Origin of the sequence: Gordonia alkaliphila, from assembly GCF_023017165.1 — a bacterium.
GTDB lineage: Bacteria > Actinomycetota > Actinomycetes > Mycobacteriales > Mycobacteriaceae > Gordonia > Gordonia alkaliphila.
Window position 1 is genome coordinate 1507451 of the sequence record NZ_JALKBW010000001.1, and the last position, 15355, is coordinate 1522805.

Genomic DNA, 15355 nt, shown 5'->3' on the forward strand with positions numbered 1-15355 from the left:
TGCCATCGGATCAGGCGTGGTGTGCCGGGAGCGGCGGAATCAGATGTCGCCGTTCCAGTTGGCCACGGCCCAGATCACCAGGATGTCGATGGCGATGATGAGGATCGACCACCACGGGGTGTAGGGCAGCCAGAGGAAGTTGGCCACGATCGACAGCGACGCGATGACGATGGTCAAGATGCGGGCCCAGGTGGCGCCGATGAAGAGGCCGATCGCGATGCAGACGCCGATCACGCCGAGCACTATGTGGATCCAACCCCACGTGGTGAGGTTGAAGGCATAGATGTAGTCGGCGGTCACCGCGACGAAGGTTTCGTCGTTGGCGACGGCGGCGATGCCCTGGAAGAAGGCGAGGACCGAGGCGACCAGCAGCAGCGCGGCGGCGGCCCAGGTGGTGCCGGCAGCCCACGGGTTGCCGGGGTTTCGATCGGGTGCGTATTGCGGGTTGTCGTTATTGATGGTCATGGTGTGTAAGTACCACGACGGTTCGGTGCTCGTTGGTTTCTGCTGCACACACGTCGCCACCGAGGACGATATGACGCGGATCGTGCTGGTCCGGTGATCTGACTGCGATCTCTCGTAGACTTCGCAGCATGTCCACCGATCGTCCTGTCGTCGCTGCACCGCTGCCCATTCTGCTGCTCAACGGGCCGAACCTGAACATGCTCGGAACGCGGCAACCGGAGGTCTACGGGCCGGCCACCCTCGATGACGTCGTGGCGCTGGTGGAGCGCACCGCGGCGGAAGCGGGCGTCGGCGTGCTGGCGTTGCAGACCAATCACGAGGGCGAGATGCTCGACGCGATCCACGCGGCGCGCGGTGCGGTCAGCGGCATCGTGATCAACCCGGGTGCCTGGACGCACACCTCGGTGGCGCTGCACGACGCCCTGGTGATCCCGGAGGTGCCGATCATCGAGGTGCACATCTCGAATGTGCACGCGCGCGAGCCGTTCCGGCAGCATTCCTATGTGTCGCCGATCGCCGCCGGGGTGATCGCCGGCTTCGGCATCGCGGGCTACGAATACGCCGTCCGGCGACTGGTGACGCTCATCTCTTGATGCGCCGTCGGCGTCGTCGGACGCGTACGGTGGACCCATCGGTGCTTCGGCACCGCGCGTCGTAGAACGCTCCGGAGATCGCAGCCGATGTCAATCCTGCCGGCCGATCACTGACTTTCCTGCGGCGAACGGATACGCACACCTGCGTGTTCGCCACCTGACTTCCATGCTGTGGCTCGGCCGCGCCTGTTGTGCGCGCGGCCCGCTCATGTGCGCCGGGAAGTCCCTAAGCCGTAAAGGGCTGACACCATATGACCACCACTTTCGCTGATCTCGGCGTTCCCTCGCCGATCGTCGCCGCGCTGGCCGCCGACGGCAAGACCACCGCGTTCCCGATTCAGGAGCACACGCTCCCCGACAGCCTGGCCGGCCGCGACGTGCTCGGCCGCGGCAAGACCGGCTCGGGCAAGACCCTGGCCTTCTCCATTCCCCTCGTCGCGCGCCTCGCAGCAGCCGGCCGCAAGCGCACCCCGGGTCGCCCGACCGGACTGATCCTGGCGCCCACCCGCGAGCTGGCGACGCAGATCGCCACCGCGCTGACCCCGATGGCCGACGCGATGGGCCTCAAGGTCACCACCGTCTTCGGCGGCGTGAAGCAGGCCGGCCAGGAGCGCGCGATGCGCGCAGGCGTCGACATCGTCGTCGCCTGCCCCGGTCGACTCGAGGACCTGATGGGCCAGCGCATCGTCTCGCTCGACGACGTGGCCGTGACCGTGCTCGACGAGGCCGACCACATGGCCGACCTCGGCTTCCTGCCCGGAGTGACCCGGATTCTGAACGCCACCCCCAAGGGCGGGCAGCGCATGCTGTTCTCCGCCACCCTGGACAACGGCGTCGATAAGCTGGTCAAGCGCTTCCTGAACCAGCCGGTCACGCACTCGCTCGAAGAGGCCACCAGCCCCGTCGAGAAGATGACGCACCACGTGTTCGAGGTGCGCTCGACCGGTGACAAGAACGACCTCGTCCAGGAGCTGGCCTCCGGCACCGGGCGACGGATCCTGTTCATGCGCACCAAGCACCAGGCCAAGAAACTGGCCAAGAAACTCACCGCCGCCGGTATCCCGTCGGTGGACCTGCACGGCAACCTGTCGCAGAACCAGCGCGACCGCAACCTGGCCTCGTTCGCGGCCGACGACGGCGCCCGCGTCCTCGTCGCCACCGACGTGGCCGCCCGCGGCGTGCACGTGGACGACGTCGAGCTGGTGGTCCACGTGGATCCGCCGGCCGAGCACAAGGCCTTCCTGCACCGCTCGGGCCGTACCGCCCGCGCCGGCAGCAACGGCGACGTGGTGACGGTGTGCCTGCCCGAGCAGCGCGCCGACCTGCGCAAGATGCTGCAGAAGGCGGCCATCAAGGTGACGCCGCAGCAGGTCACCGCCTCGTCGGCGGCCGTCGACGAGTTGGTCGGCGAGCGCGCCCCGTACCGGGAGCCCGCTCCGGCACCGGCGCCCCAGCAGCAGCAGCCGCGTCGTCGTTCCGGCGGTGGCGGCGGCCAGGCCCGGTCGGGTCGCGGCGGCGGGCAGGGTCGTGGCTCCGGTCGCGGTGCGGGCGGCTCCGGCAATGCCGGCAGCACCGGCGGCGGCCGCGGTCGCGGGACCGGCGGTCGTCGTTCCGACAGCGCCGGCGAGTCCGGCCAGCGCGTGTACACCTCGTCGTCGTCGCAGCAGCGCACCGAGGGCGCCGGCGCCCCGGCGCAGCGTCGTCGCCGCAGTGCGCGTCGCCCGGCGGGCGCACCCACCGCGCGCTGACCGCGGGTACACCGACAGCGCGGTAAAACAACGGCGTCCTGACGCGACCGAATGCATATATGCCATCGGTCGGCGTCAGGACGCCGTCGTTTTACCAAGCGGATAGTGTCTTCGATGGAATCGCGCCGTCGGCGCTGATCGAGCGAGAGGTGCCCCGCGATGAACCCGGTCATCGGCGAGATTCTGCCCATGGCGGTGGGCGTGGCGATCTCGCCGATGCCGATCATCGCCGTGATCCTCATGCTGCTCGGCGGCAGTGCGCGCACCAAGGGCCTCGGCTTCGCCGTGGGTTGGGTGGGCGGCCTCATCGGCGCGACCGCGGTCTTCATCGCCCTCGGCGACGCCGTGAAGCAGACCGACGAGCCCGGGGCCGCAGTCGGCTGGATCAAGATCGTGCTGGGCAGCGGGCTGCTGATCGCCGGCATCAACCAGTTCCGCGCGCAGAGCAGCGGCACCCCGAAGTGGCTGACTGCCATCGAGGGACTGACCTGGGCCAAGGCGACCGGGCTCGGCTTCCTGCTCGCTGCCGTGAACCCCAAGAACCTCATGCTCTGCGCCGCCGCGGGCGTCGCGATCGGCTCGGCCGATCTCGCGATGGGCCCGCTGATCGGCTCAGCTGCCGTCTTCGTGGTGCTGGCCTCCGCGAGTGTTCTACTTCCGGTGATCGCCTACCTTGTCGCCGCGGACGCGCTCCGTGGCCCGTTGAACGCGATCAAGGAGTGGCTGGACGCGAACAATCAGGCCGTGATGGCGGTGCTGTTCGTGGTGCTCGGTGTGGTGCTCGTCGGCAAGGGCCTCGGCGGCCTCTGACCCTCAGCCGCGGGCGAGCGCCTGGTCGACGGCGGTGCGCATGCGGCCCGCCCACTGCGGGCCGTGGCCGGGGAACAGCAGGCGCGCGTCGGTGGCGGCCAGGTTCTCCAGCGAGGCGGCGTTGCGCTCGGGGTCGTGGGTGAACACCGGGCCCAGGCACTGTGGCCCGGGCGGGGTGGTGGTCGGATGTGCGCTGATCAGGGCGTCGCCGGAGACCAGGGCTTCGCCGTCGGCCACCAGGAAGGCGCTGTGGCCGCGGGTGTGTCCGGGCGCCGCGATCGGGACCGGTGCGCCGGGGAGCCCGGCGAGGTCGGGAAAGGGGGTGGCGTCGGGCAGGCCGGTCTTGTCGAGGGCCCCCAGCGGAAGGATCCGGCTCAGCCAGCGCAACACGCGGGGCTGCCAGGCGATGGGTGCCAGGCTCGCCGCGTTCGCCTGTTCCAGATAGTCGCGCCGAGCGTGGGCCACCTCGTGGGGATCGGCGTAGACGTCGAAGGCGTATTTCTGCCGCAGCTTCACCAGGCCGCCGAGGTGGTCGACGTGCGCGTGGGTGAGGAGCGCGGCCCGGATCTCCTCGGGGGCGCTGCCGACCCGACGCAACGACTCGGTCACCGCGTCGGCGTGGCCGGGGTAACCGCCGTCGATCAGGGTCACACCGTCGTCGGCCTGCAGAATCACCCAGTTCACGGTGTCGGTGGCGACGAAATGGGTGCTGCCCGACGCCCCGGTCAGGCTGGTGATCTGCAGGTCCACTCCGCGCTCCCGAACTAGTTGCGGACCACCAGAACGAACGGGCCCACTTCGGTCACCGTATAGGCCGGATCGTCGAAGACGGCCGGATCGAAGGTCACCGTGTACCGCTTGATGTTCGGATCGTTCGGGTAGACGTCCTTGGCCAGACGCAAGGTGTAGCCGTCGGCGCTGTAGCGGAACACGAACGCGTCCGGGGTCCGCCACGGGCTGGCCTGCATCAGCGACGCCAACTCGGCCGGATCGGCGGCCTCCGCCCACTTCGCGATGGTCGCGGCGCGGGCGTCGAACTCGGCCAGCGGGTTCGCGTAGTGCGAGGTGAGGCCCTGGAATCCCCAGTACGGGTAGATCGACAGGAAGCTGAAATCGGCGGTGAGCACCACGTTCTCGGTGGCCGGGCGGCCGGTCTGCTCGCGGATCAGGCGGTGCAGCTGCGCGTAGTACGACTCCGAGCCGGCCGGCCGTTGATCGCCGCGCTGACCGTAGCCGTCGGTGTCGGTGTAGGCGATGGTGATCTCGCTGGACAGGGTCGCGGGCACCTGCTGGGCCACGCCGACCGCGCCCACGGCCGCCAGGACGCCGATCACGGTGCGGATGTCGCCGAAGCGTCCCACCGCGAGTCGGGAGAGTTCGACGACGCCGAACACGCCCGCGGCGGCGAGGATCGCGGCGCTCACCGCTTCCAGGCGGAACGACAGCAGGGTGCTGCCGATGGCGGTGCGCGCCAGCGACGCCAGGGTCAGGACCACGATGCCGACCAGCGCCACGGCGAACGCGAACGCGATGGTCCGACGACGCATGCGCAGCACCGCCCAGATCAGCCCGACCAGGGCCAGGAGCCCGAGCAGGGTCAGCTGGAACATGGGCAGCGGCAGAATCGCGCCATTCTCGGGCAGATAGTGCTCGGCGGCCCCGGACACCGTGACGTTGGAGCCGAACCGCTTGAGCAGGTACGGGGCCCAGAAGGTCAGAGCGACGGCGCAGGCCAGGACGCCCATCACCAGCAGGCGCACCACGACGCCGACCAACGGGCCGCGCCGCTCCGCGCTCAGGGCATCATCGGGCACGGCGCTGTTGCGGGCCGCGACCCAGACCTGCACCAGGTAGACCAGGGCGATCAGGATCGCGCTGCCGGCGAAGAGCGCGGTGTACAGGGTGTAGACCGTCGCCGAGACCCCGAGGAACAGGCCCGCGGCGATCACGGCGAGCCAGCTGGTCTGCGCCAACGACGTCGGGCCGTCGGTGAGACGTCCGCGTCCGCGGAGCGCGGAGGCGATGACCACCAGCATGGGCACGCCGACCAGGATCAGCACCGCGGCATAGGGCTCGGGCGAGGCGAAGTACAGGGTCGCGGCGGTCACGGCCATGCCGACGGCGGTGCCCACGCCGACGCCGACCATGCGGTTCCACAGCGCCACGCCGAGCGCGGCGGCCGCGGCCATCGAGATGATGGCCCACGGCTTGTAAGCCTCCCAGCCGGGCAGACCGAGCAGGTCGGCGTATCGACCGCCGAACCAGAACCACGTCGCCGGGTAGTACGGCGGCAGGTCCACGTAGGTCATGTCGGCCAGGTGCGGGCTGCTGGTGAGACGGGTGAGGTACTCGGTGCGGAACTGCTGGTCAGCGGTCAGGCCATGCAGGTACAGCTTGGTGGCACCCAGCGGCATGCCGAGGCTCACCGTCACGAGGCCGGCGGAGGCGACCGAGCCCAGCCACGACGTGCCGAGCCGCCACGACGGCCGGTAGCGTGCGGCCACCACGGCGACCACCGCGACCAGGACGAACAGCACCTGGCCCAGGGTGGTCAGCGCGCGGGTGACGTTGGAGGTGTTGTAGGCCGGCCACGCCGCCGCGTCGATGACGCGGAGTCCCACGAAGCCGACCACTCCGCCGAGGAGGAGCGCGCCGAGCAGTTCGAGTAGGTCGCGGCCTCGGCGCGGTGCGCTCGTCATCGCCTAGACGGGGAGCTTGCGGAAGATGGGCCGCGGGATGTGCCGCAGGACCATCATGATGAAACGGAACGGACCGGGCACCCAGATGACGTCCTTGCCCTTGTCCACGGCGGCGACGACGCGCTGCGCGACGTCTTCCTTGTTCACCGTGAGCGGCGCCTCGGCGACGTGCGCCGACAGGCGGGTGCGGACCTGGCCGGGGCGGACCACGAGCACGCGCACGCCGTCGGCGCGCACGGCCTCGCCGAGGCCCAGGTAGAAGCCGTCCAGGCCCGCCTTGGTGGAGCCGTAGACGAAGTTGGAGCGACGCACCCGCTCGCCGGCCACCGAGCTCATGGCGATGATCTGGCCGTGGCGCTGCGCCCGCATCTTCTCGCCGAGCAGCACGCCGACGGAGACGGCGGCGGTGTAGTTGATGTCGGCTTCGAGCACGGCGAGTTTCTGGTCCTGCCAGGCCTGCTCGTCGTCGCCCTGGATACCGAAGGCGACGATGGCCACGTCGATGTCGCCGCCGGCGAAGGCCGCGTCGATCACGCCGGGGTGCGAATCGGTGTCGAGGGCGTCGAAGTCGATCTGCTCGACGCTGGTCGCGCCGGCGGCCTTCATCTGCTCGACGGCGGTCGCGGCGGCCGGGTCGTTCGGCACGGTGGCCAGGACCACACGCATCGGGCCGCGGGAGAGGAACTCGGCGGTGATGGCGAGGCCGATCTCGGAACTGCCGCCGAGGACGAGGACGGACTGGGGAACGCCGACGGCGTTGAACATGGGGAGATCTCTTTCAGTTGAAGCCGGAGTGCGGGGTGATCCGCGCCCCGAGCTTGTCGAAGGGTCGAAGGGTCGGGCGTCGCTCAGATGAGCTCGAGTCGTCGACCCATGTCCGACATGAAGACCTTGTCCGGGTCCACGCGGCGACGCACCTCGAGCCACTCGTCGACGCGCGGGTACATGGTGTGGAAGCTCTCGGCGGTGGTGCGTGAATCCTTGGCCGTGTACAGGCGTCCGCCGATGGACATCACGCGCCGGTCGAGTTCGGAGACGAACTCGTGCAGGCCCTTCTTGATGGGGAAGTCCACGCAGATGTTCCAGCCCGGCATCGGGAAGCTCAGCGGCGCCTGATTGCCTTCGCCGAACAGCTTGAAGACGTTCAGGAAGCTGACGTGTCCGGAGCCCTGGATGTCGTAGATGATGCCCTTGAACTCTTCGACGGCCTCCGGCGGCACGATGAACTGGTACTGCAGAAAACCCTTGGAACCGTAGGCGCGATTCCAATTCCCGAACAGATCGAGCGGGTGGTAGAACTGCGTCAGATTCTGGATCTTGCCGGTGTAGTTCCCGCCCATGCGGTAGTACGCCTCGCCGATCATGGAGAAGTTGAACTTGTTGGCCAGCCCGTTGGGGAACACGTCGGGGAAGTTCACCAGGGTCGGCGCGTCGAACTTGAGCGGATCCTTGGCGAGCTTGTCGGGCAGCTGATCGAGGGTGGCCAGCGAACCGCGCGAGAAGGTGCCGCGGCCCAGCTTCGGCGGCTTGCTGATCGCGTCGAACCAGCCCGAGCTGTAGGTGTAGTTCTCCTCGGAGCCGTCGGTGTGCAGCGCGATGGTCTCGTCGAGCGAGCGCGTCACGGCGCCGTCGGCGATGAAATAGGCGGTCTCGGTGCGCGTCATCTTGATCTTGGCGCGCAGGATGATGCCGGTCAGACCGATGCCGCCGACCGTCGCCCAGAAGATGGAGGCGTCCGGGTCGTCGGGGGTGCCCTCGGGGGTCAGCGTCAGGATGTCGCCGGAGGCCACGAGGAGGTGCATCTCCGCGACGTGGTTGCCGAAGCTGCCCGCGCTGTGGTGGTTCTTGCCGTGGATGTCGCAGGCGATGGCGCCGCCGACGGTCACCTGGCGAGTGCCCGGCAGGACCGGCACCCACAGGCCGTGCGGCAGGGCGACGCGCATCAGCGTGTCGAGGTCCACGCCGGCGTCGACGTCGACGATCGCGGTGTCGCTGTCGATCGAGTAGATCCGGGTCAGCGCCGTCATGTCGATCGTGAGGCCGCCGGCGTTCTGGGCGTTCTCACCGTACGAGCGGCCCATGCCGCGGGCGATGATGCCGCGCTTGAGGTACGACGGCTTGTCGGCCTGGCTGTCGGCGACCTGCGCGACGGCTTGGGCAATGACCTCCGGGTACGGGGTCGACAGCACGTGACCCTCGACGGGCATGGTGCGACCCCAGCCCATCAGCGTCCGGGTCTCGATCGGGAGTACATCTTGGTTCGTCATCGCCTAGGAGAGTACTCGTCGGAGTCTGTGGATTGCCTAGATGTGGTGCGTCAGACCCGATTAAAACGGACATTTCGGCTCCGTTTTCGGGGACTGCCGTCCGATACTCTCAAACCGGAGACATACGACGGCACGACGAAAGGAGACGGTGGCGATGATCGTGGTGGGCTACGCGCCGGGGGCTTTCGGTCGGGTCTGTCTGGAGCAGGGGATCGTCGAGGCCCGCCTGCGCGACACCGAACTGCTGGTGATCAGCGCGGTGTCGGAGGTGCGTGGACGACGGATCGCCGACGCCGACGAGATCGCCGACGTGGAGCAGCGGCTGAAGGCGTCCGGTCTGCGGTACCGGCTGCAGCAGCCGATCGGTGCGACACCGGCAGAGGAACTGCTGAACGCCATGGAGCGCCCGGACGCGGAGATGCTGGTCATCGGGATGCGTCGTCGGACACAGGTGGGCAAGCTGCTGCTGGGCAGCACGTCGCAGTACCTGCTCGTCTCCTGCAACAAGCCGGTGCTCGTGGTGAAACCGTCCGCCGAGCATCGCCAGCCGACGACGGCGGCCGCCGACATCGACGACCGCGCCGAGACGCCGCAGCTCAGCGGCACCGAAGTGGAGCCCTGACCGCGGTCAGCGCATGATCCGCGCGAGGAACGGGGTGGAGTCGGGGATCGACGCCAGGACCGTGCCGGAGTGGTCCTCACCCGGGTAGAGGCGGAAATCGACCGGCTGGCCGGCCGCCAGCATCTGCGCGTACAGCGAGCCCGCGGACACGGCGGGGACGTCGGTGTCGAGCAGGCCCTGGCCGAGGAAGATCGGCCTGTCGTACCCGGAGTACGGGGTGCTCATGTATTCGACCAGCGCGCCCTGAATGCCGGGGATGCTCGCCAGCGGGCGGGTGAACCAGGTGTTGGCGCGTTCACCGGTGAGGGCGTCGGCGAGCTCGGAGTAGCAGAGCTTCTCGGCCATCGAGACCACCGTGCGCCCGCGCGGCGTCAGGACCGACTCGACGCGCAGGTCGGGGCGGGCGTCGGTGAAGCCGGCCAGGATGTATGCGGCGTACACGTTCAGGCCCGCGGGGAGGGCGACGGGCGGAAACGCCGGCCCGGCCTGCCAGATGACGTGTTCGATGTTGGCCGGCGTGCCGGTGGCGACGACGCCGCGGTAGTCGAGTCCGCTGCCGCGCGAGTAGGCGGTGGCCCGGCGCGCGGCGTTCAGTGCCCCGCCCGCGCCCTGCGACTGCCCGACGATGGCCCACTTCTTCGAGAGCGGCAGGCCGGTCTGCTGGGTGGCCTTCACCGAGTCGACCACCGAATGGGCAGCCACCTCGCCGTTGAGATAGCTCATCAGCCCGGGTGTTCCGAGGCCCGCATAGTCGGTGGCGACGATGGCGTAGCCCTCGCGCAGCCAGTGGCTGAGGTAGGCGGCGTCGCGTTCGGAGCGGGGCAGGGCCGACGGCGTGCAGTCGTCGCCGAGGCCGGTGGTGCCGTGCGCCCAGGCGATCACCGGATAGCCACCCTTCGGGGCGGCCTTGCGCGGCAGGAAGATCGCGCCGGTGCTGGTGGCGGGCTTTCCGTGCACGTCGGTGGTGGCGTAGAGGATGCGGTAGGCCGAACCCGCGGCGGGCAGCGAGAGCGCCGGGTTCAGCGGGGTCTGCGCCAACAGCGTGCCCGGCGTGCCGATCGGCCCCGAGTAGTCGCGCGCGTCGAGCCCCGACCACGACGGCGCCGGGGTGGGGTCGGCATGCGCCGGAGCCGCCGTCACGGCGAGGGTGCTCGCGCAGGCGAATGCGAGGACTGTGGTGGCGACCCGACGCAGCAGAGGCTTCATGAGTTCCCAGATTAGGGGACGGTTCGGTGTTTCCCGGTGGTCTCGACGAGATACGACGCCGCCGCCCGGTCGGTCGGGATGCCGGTGTCGGGGCACTAGGCTGTCAGGGTGCCCGACATCGATCCCCGCCACGACCCGTCGCACCCGCTGCACCACGAGGACTTCGCGACGCGTCACGCGCCGATGCCGATGGAGCTGCCGCTCGACGACGAAGAGGCCTCGACCGACGTCGATCTGAAGACCCAGCTGATCCGGTTCGTAATGACCGGCGCCGGCTCGGCGGTGCTCGACTACGGCCTCACCATGCTGCTGCAGTACGCCGTCGGCGCGCCGTTCGCCGTCGCCAAGGCCGGCGGGTTCATCCTCGGCACCACGGTGGCCTACCTGATCAACCGGCGCTGGACCTTCCGCGCCGAGCCCAGCGCCGCGCGCTTCGTCGCGGTGCTGCTGCTGTACGCGACCACGTTCGCGGTCAACGTCGGGCTGTACGCCTGGCTGTCGACGGTGTGGCCGGAGGCCTGGCTCTACTCCGCGGGCGCCTTCGTCGTCGCCCAGGGCGTGGCGACGGTGATCAACTTCGTGGTCCAGCGCGCGGTGATCTTCAAGATCAAGTAGTGCCGGTGAGCGAAGGCCGCCGGCGCGCGGCGACCTTCGCGGACGTGCCGGGTCAGCTGTCGATCTTGGCGATGATGTTCTCGCCGTACCAGTTCAGGTGGTCGATCTTCTTCTGCAGCGGCTCGGTGTCGTTGCCGATGATGTACGGCAGGCGGAAGCCGACGATCACGTCGGTGATGCCCTTGTCCTCGAGTCGCTTGATGCCGTCGATGGTGTAGGCGTCCATGGAGATCACGTGGATCTCGAAGGGGTCGTTCTCCTTGCCCTCGGCCTTCCGGATGGCGGCGATCTTGTCGAGCAGGGCGTCGAGCTCCTCGCCCGGGCCGCCGCCGTGCATCCAGCCGTCGCCGCGCACCACGGCACGACGCAGCGCGAGGTCGGCGTGGCCGCCGACCAGCAGCGGGATCGGCTCGGTGGGGGCCGGCGCCATCTTGATCTTCGGGATGTCGTAGAACTCGCCGTGGAACTCGAAGTACTCGCCGGAGGTGAGGCCGCGGATGATGTCCATGCACTCGTCCATGCGCTTGCCGCGGCGCGCGAAGTCGACGCCCATGATGTCGTAGTCCTCCGGCCACGGGCTGGTGCCGATGCCCAGACCCAGCCGATTGCCGGTGAGGTGCGCGATCGACGAGGCCTGCTTGGCCACCAGCGCCGGCGGACGGACCGGGAGCTTCAGCACGAACGGCAGGAACCGCAGGGTGCTGGTCACCGCACCGAGCGCCGCGATCTGAATGAAGGTCTCGACGAAATCCTTGCCGTCGAGGAACTCGCGGTTGCCGTCCGGGGTGTACGGGTAGGTGGCGTCGGACTCTTCCGGATACGCCAGCGAATCCGGGATCGTCATGCCGGAGAAGCCGGCGGTCTCGGCGGCCTGCGCGAGCGGAGCGTAGTAGCTGGTGTCGGTCATCGCCTCAGCGAAGGTGAAACGCATGCCACTCAGACTAGAACACGTTCTAGCAATGGTGGGCCGGGTGTCCCCGGAATCAGCGACGGAGGCTGATGGTGCTGCAGCCGGGCGAGATGACGCGTCCGCTCAGCCGGGTCATGTTCGCGGTGATCGGTCCGTCCAGCTGCACGATCACCATGTCGTAGGTGCCGGGCTTGTCGATCCAGCGCACCGGCGTGAACATGACGTCCTCACCCACCCGAATGCCGGCCATCTCGAAGGAGCCGCGCTCGGTGTCTGGATTGGCGCGCGTCGGGCCGAACGCGAAGGTCGCATTGACCTGGTCGTCGATCAGACCGCTCTCGATGGTGAAGGTCACCGCGGTCTCGCCCTGACCGCACGTGTAGGTGCCCGTCCACTTGCCGAGAATCGTGGAGAGCGGAGCGCTGTCGGCCGACGTCGAGGTGGTCGTCGACCTCGTCGCGGAGGTGGTCGACGACGTGGTGGTGCTGCTGGTGGTGGTCGACGACCCGGCGAGCGGCACGGGATCGGATCCACCCGAGTCGCGGAGCACCAGGAAGGCGCCGAGTCCGGCCAGCAGCAGGAGCACGAGGACCGCGATCCCACCGCCGATCAGCATGCGATTTCGCGATCGGTTCCCGTCGGAGGAGCCGGCGGCCGACGGTGCGGGTGGCGACGGCGGACCGGGCGGGAACTGCGCGGCCGGCATCATCCGCGTCGACCTCGGCGGTTCCGGTGGCGGCGGGACATCGAGGCCGGGCCATCGGCGGAGGGGCCATCGGGGGAGGGCCACCGGGGTGCGGCGGCTGCCGGCTGTACGACGGTGCCGCGGGGACGACAGTGGGCGCCCCGGCCAGGGCTTGCGCGAAGGCGGTGCTCGACGCGAAGCGGTCGCGCGGATCCTTGGCGGTGGCGCGGGCAATGGCCGCGTCGACATGCGGCGGCATCCCGGGGACCTGCGCCGACGGCACCGGCGGTGGTTCGTACAGGTGCGCGCGCAGCAACGTCGCCGGCGACCCTTCGCCGAACGGCGGGTGCCCGGTGATCAGGTGGTAGGCGGTGCAGGCGAGCGAGTACTGGTCGGAGCGATCGTCCACCCGCCCTTCGCCCAGGCTCTCCGGCGACAGGTAGCTCAAGGTGCCGACGGCCATGCCGGTGGCGGTCAGCCGAGTGCGTTCCGGCCCGGTGGCGACACCGAAGTCGGCGAGCTTGATGATCGGTGGCCCGCCCCCGGCCGACCGCTGGCCCACCAGGATGTTCGCGGGCTTCACATCGCGGTGCGCCAGGTGGCTGGTGCTCCACGCGTAGTCGAGGGCCGCGGCCACGCCGCGCACGATGTCGAGAACGGTCGGCATCGGCAGTCGTCCCTGCCGCGCCAGCAGCGTCGAGGCGTCCGGGCCGTCGACGTACTCCATGGTGAGCCAGAGTTGGCCGCCCACCTCGCCGCGGTCGTGCAGGCGGACGATGTTCGGATGGTCCAGCGCGGCCAGGACGTCGGCCTCGCGGGCGAAGCGCGCCCGGTACACCGCATCGCTGCTCAGCTCGGCGGCCACCAGTTTGAGGGCCTCCTGGCGGGGCAGCCGGGGATGCTGGACCAGGTACACCGAGCCCATGCCGCCGTCGCCGATCCGGGACAGCACGCGATAACCGGCGATCGCCTCGTTCATCGTTCCTCCGCAGGGTCGGGGCGGGTGCTCACCCTTGGCCTGGGCCGCCGAATCGTTCGTTGCGGCCCAGGCGCCGCAGTCGCAGCCATTCCCGGAAGCCGGCGACGTCGCGTTGCTGCACTAGGAAGTACCAGCCGAAACGGGCGTATTCCTGCGGCAGCAGCTTACGCATGCCCGGCTGGTTCATCAGGTAGCCGCGGTTGCGGTAGGTGAAGTAGCGCTTGGTCTCGTTGTCCGGGTACTGGGTGTGCATGCGTCCTCCGAGGATCGGCCGGAACTCGTCGCTCCCGTCGGGGTGCAGGTACGCGGTGGTCAGGCAGGTGCCGAACGGGATCCCCGAGCGGGCCAGACGTCGATGCATCTCCACCTCGTCGCCGCGGACGAACAAGCGCAGGTCAGGGACGCCGATGCGATCGAGGGTGGCGGCGGCGAACAGGGCGCCGTTCATCAGGGAGGCGATGTCGGGCAGGAGGTCGTCGGTCTGCGTCTCACCGTCGGCGAACAGTTCGCTGCGACGACGACGCCACACCAGGCCGCGGCGCAGCGGGAAGGCCAGGGCGTCGGGCTCGTCGATGTTCACCACCACCGGGGAGACCTGGCCGAGGCCGTGCCGATGCGCGCAGCTCAGCAGCGTCGACAGCACCTGCGGACCCTCCGGGCGGCCGTCGTCGTCGGCGCACCACACCCAGTCGGCGCCCAGCGCCAATGCGTGCAGCATGCCGAGCGCGAAGCCGCCGGCGCCGCCCAGATTGTGCTGGGACGGCAGATACGTCGTGGAGATCGACTGCGCGGCGACCAGTTCGGCCACCTCCGGTTCGGCGGCGTTGTCGACCACGATCAGGTGATCCAGCGGCCGATCCTGGGCGCACAGCACTTGAAGCGACTCGGCCAGCAGTTCCCGACGCCGATGCGTCACGACGACGCCGATGATGCGTTCACTCATGCGTCGGTCTCCGACGACTTGCCCAACTCGGTCAGCACCTTGCGGACCTGCGCGGCGGACTCGGGTCCCTGGTAGGCGCCCACCACCTCTTCGATGCCGCCGTCCATGCGGATCTGGCCGTGGTCGATCCACAGCGCGCGGTCGCACAGCTGCGCCAGGAACTCGTTGGAGTGGCTGGCGAAGACCAGGATGCCCGAGCGCTCCACCAGCGCCTGCAGGCGGACGCGGGCCTTCTTCATGAATTCGGCGTCGACGGCGCCGATGCCCTCGTCGAGGATCAGGATCTCGGGGTCGATGCTGGTCACCACGCCCAGGGCCAGGCGCACGCGCATACCGGTGGAGTAGGTGCGGAGCGGCATCTCCAGGTATTCGCCCAGTTCGGAGAACTCGGCGATCTCATCGGTCTTGGCCAGCATCTGCTTGCGGGACATGCCCAGGAACATGCCGCGGATGAGGATGTTCTCGTAGCCGGAGATCTCCGGGTCCATGCCCACGCCGAGGTCGAAGACCGGGGCCACCCGGCCCTTCACCTGGCAGCTGCCGCGCGTGGGCTCGTAGATGCCGCTGAGCAGGCGCAGCAGCGTCGACTTGCCTGCGCCGTTGTGGCCCACCAGGCCCACGCGGTCGCCGTGCTTGAGATGCAGATTGATGTCGCGCAACGCCTCGACCACCACGGTGCGCGAGTTGTTGGCGCCGATCACGCCGCCGGCCGCGCCGATGACGGCCTTCTTCAGCGAGCGGGTCTTGGCGTCGAAGATGGGGAAGTCGACGCAGGCGTCCCAGGTGTCGACCCGGATTTCCGAATTTGCCACG

16 protein-coding genes are annotated in these 15355 nt (G+C 69.3%); 5 read left to right on the plus strand and 11 right to left on the minus strand.

Features of this window, described 5'->3' with window-relative positions; genetic code table 11:
• Window positions 1-39: 39 nt before the first annotated feature.
• Window positions 40-465: a DUF7144 family membrane protein gene (locus MUG78_RS06635; RefSeq protein WP_246993390.1), complete on the minus strand. Its 426-nt coding sequence runs from the start codon at window positions 463-465 to the stop codon at window positions 40-42.
• A 128-nt stretch (window positions 466-593) separates the two neighbouring features.
• Between MUG78_RS06635 and aroQ the strand changes: the two genes are divergently transcribed.
• The 3 genes from aroQ to MUG78_RS06650 all read left to right on the plus strand — a co-directional run bounded on the left by aroQ (window position 594) and on the right by MUG78_RS06650 (window position 3616).
• Entirely contained in the window at window positions 594-1058 is a 465-nt protein-coding gene (gene aroQ, locus MUG78_RS06640) for a type II 3-dehydroquinate dehydratase (RefSeq protein ID WP_246993391.1), read from the plus strand.
• Window positions 1059-1309: 251 nt separating this feature from the next.
• A complete protein-coding gene (locus MUG78_RS06645; protein WP_246993393.1) occupies window positions 1310-2806 on the plus strand; it encodes a DEAD/DEAH box helicase in 1497 nt (498 codons plus the stop codon).
• Window positions 2807-2965: 159 nt separating this feature from the next.
• On the plus strand, window positions 2966-3616 hold the full coding sequence (locus tag MUG78_RS06650) for a GAP family protein (protein ID WP_246993395.1): 651 nt from the start codon (window positions 2966-2968) through the stop codon (window positions 3614-3616).
• Between the two features lie 3 nt (window positions 3617-3619).
• On the opposite strand, the gene MUG78_RS06655 is transcribed toward MUG78_RS06650, so the two are convergent.
• From MUG78_RS06655 to dprE1, 4 genes are all read right to left on the minus strand, one after another.
• Window positions 3620-4366 carry an MBL fold metallo-hydrolase gene (locus tag MUG78_RS06655; protein ID WP_246993397.1) on the minus strand — a complete coding sequence of 249 codons (747 nt, stop codon included), beginning with the start codon at window positions 4364-4366 and terminating at the stop codon, window positions 3620-3622.
• Window positions 4367-4380: 14 nt separating this feature from the next.
• Complete coding sequence (locus MUG78_RS06660; RefSeq protein WP_246993399.1) at window positions 4381-6315, minus strand: arabinofuranosyltransferase; 1935 nt, start codon at window positions 6313-6315, stop codon at window positions 4381-4383.
• A gap of 3 nt (window positions 6316-6318) precedes the next feature.
• The gene (dprE2, locus tag MUG78_RS06665; RefSeq protein WP_246993400.1) at window positions 6319-7080 is read right to left on the minus strand and encodes a decaprenylphospho-beta-D-erythro-pentofuranosid-2-ulose 2-reductase; all 762 of its coding nucleotides are present in this window, start codon (window positions 7078-7080) and stop codon (window positions 6319-6321) included.
• 83 nt (window positions 7081-7163) lie between these two features.
• Window positions 7164-8582: a decaprenylphosphoryl-beta-D-ribose oxidase gene (dprE1, locus tag MUG78_RS06670; RefSeq protein WP_246993402.1), complete on the minus strand. Its 1419-nt coding sequence runs from the start codon at window positions 8580-8582 to the stop codon at window positions 7164-7166.
• A gap of 154 nt (window positions 8583-8736) precedes the next feature.
• On the opposite strand from dprE1, the gene MUG78_RS06675 reads away from it, so the two are divergent.
• On the plus strand, window positions 8737-9204 hold the full coding sequence (locus MUG78_RS06675) for a universal stress protein (RefSeq protein WP_246996883.1): 468 nt from the start codon (window positions 8737-8739) through the stop codon (window positions 9202-9204).
• A 6-nt stretch (window positions 9205-9210) separates the two neighbouring features.
• On the opposite strand, the gene MUG78_RS06680 is transcribed toward MUG78_RS06675, so the two are convergent.
• Window positions 9211-10410 carry a lipase family protein gene (locus MUG78_RS06680; RefSeq protein ID WP_246993405.1) on the minus strand — a complete coding sequence of 400 codons (1200 nt, stop codon included), beginning with the start codon at window positions 10408-10410 and terminating at the stop codon, window positions 9211-9213.
• Between the two features lie 183 nt (window positions 10411-10593).
• On the opposite strand from MUG78_RS06680, the gene MUG78_RS06685 reads away from it, so the two are divergent.
• Window positions 10594-11025 carry a GtrA family protein gene (locus MUG78_RS06685; protein WP_246996885.1) on the plus strand — a complete coding sequence of 144 codons (432 nt, stop codon included), beginning with the start codon at window positions 10594-10596 and terminating at the stop codon, window positions 11023-11025.
• A gap of 52 nt (window positions 11026-11077) precedes the next feature.
• On the opposite strand, the gene MUG78_RS06690 is transcribed toward MUG78_RS06685, so the two are convergent.
• Genes MUG78_RS06690 through wzt form a run of 5 tightly spaced genes read right to left on the minus strand, consistent with a single transcriptional unit; the run spans window position 11078 to window position 15354 of the window.
• Window positions 11078-11956 (minus strand): TIGR03619 family F420-dependent LLM class oxidoreductase, encoded by an 879-nt coding sequence (locus MUG78_RS06690; protein ID WP_246993407.1) that lies wholly within the window; start codon window positions 11954-11956, stop codon window positions 11078-11080.
• A gap of 52 nt (window positions 11957-12008) precedes the next feature.
• A complete protein-coding gene (locus MUG78_RS06695) occupies window positions 12009-12155 on the minus strand; it encodes a hypothetical protein (protein WP_246993409.1) in 147 nt (48 codons plus the stop codon).
• 7 nt (window positions 12156-12162) lie between these two features.
• The gene (locus MUG78_RS06700) at window positions 12163-13599 is read right to left on the minus strand and encodes a serine/threonine protein kinase (protein WP_246993411.1); all 1437 of its coding nucleotides are present in this window, start codon (window positions 13597-13599) and stop codon (window positions 12163-12165) included.
• Window positions 13600-13627: 28 nt separating this feature from the next.
• Complete coding sequence (gene glfT1, locus MUG78_RS06705; RefSeq protein WP_246993413.1) at window positions 13628-14542, minus strand: galactofuranosyltransferase GlfT1; 915 nt, start codon at window positions 14540-14542, stop codon at window positions 13628-13630.
• Entirely contained in the window at window positions 14539-15354 is an 816-nt protein-coding gene (wzt, locus tag MUG78_RS06710; RefSeq protein WP_246993415.1) for a galactan export ABC transporter ATP-binding subunit Wzt/RfbE, read from the minus strand. The genes glfT1 and wzt overlap by 4 nt, the downstream gene beginning before the upstream one ends.
• Between the last annotated feature and the right edge of the window lies 1 nt (window position 15355).

Excerpts from the sequence above, each read along its gene's own strand:
- MUG78_RS06635 (WP_246993390.1), bottom strand. The coding sequence starts at position 465 with ATGACCATCAATAACGACAACCCGCAATACGCACCCGATCGAAACCCC.
- aroQ (WP_246993391.1), top strand. The coding sequence starts at position 594 with ATGTCCACCGATCGTCCTGTCGTCGCTGCACCGCTGCCCATTCTGCTG.
- MUG78_RS06645 (WP_246993393.1), top strand. The coding sequence starts at position 1,310 with ATGACCACCACTTTCGCTGATCTCGGCGTTCCCTCGCCGATCGTCGCC.
- MUG78_RS06650 (WP_246993395.1), top strand. The coding sequence starts at position 2,966 with ATGAACCCGGTCATCGGCGAGATTCTGCCCATGGCGGTGGGCGTGGCG.
- MUG78_RS06660 (WP_246993399.1), bottom strand. The coding sequence starts at position 6,315 with ATGACGAGCGCACCGCGCCGAGGCCGCGACCTACTCGAACTGCTCGGC.
- dprE2 (WP_246993400.1), bottom strand. The coding sequence starts at position 7,080 with ATGTTCAACGCCGTCGGCGTTCCCCAGTCCGTCCTCGTCCTCGGCGGC.
- dprE1 (WP_246993402.1), bottom strand. The coding sequence starts at position 8,582 with ATGACGAACCAAGATGTACTCCCGATCGAGACCCGGACGCTGATGGGC.
- MUG78_RS06675 (WP_246996883.1), top strand. The coding sequence starts at position 8,737 with ATGATCGTGGTGGGCTACGCGCCGGGGGCTTTCGGTCGGGTCTGTCTG.
- MUG78_RS06680 (WP_246993405.1), bottom strand. The coding sequence starts at position 10,410 with ATGAAGCCTCTGCTGCGTCGGGTCGCCACCACAGTCCTCGCATTCGCC.
- MUG78_RS06685 (WP_246996885.1), top strand. The coding sequence starts at position 10,594 with ATGCCGATGGAGCTGCCGCTCGACGACGAAGAGGCCTCGACCGACGTC.
- MUG78_RS06690 (WP_246993407.1), bottom strand. The coding sequence starts at position 11,956 with ATGCGTTTCACCTTCGCTGAGGCGATGACCGACACCAGCTACTACGCT.
- MUG78_RS06695 (WP_246993409.1), bottom strand. The coding sequence starts at position 12,155 with ATGTTCACGCCGGTGCGCTGGATCGACAAGCCCGGCACCTACGACATG.
- MUG78_RS06700 (WP_246993411.1), bottom strand. The coding sequence starts at position 13,599 with ATGAACGAGGCGATCGCCGGTTATCGCGTGCTGTCCCGGATCGGCGAC.
- glfT1 (WP_246993413.1), bottom strand. The coding sequence starts at position 14,542 with ATGAGTGAACGCATCATCGGCGTCGTCGTGACGCATCGGCGTCGGGAA.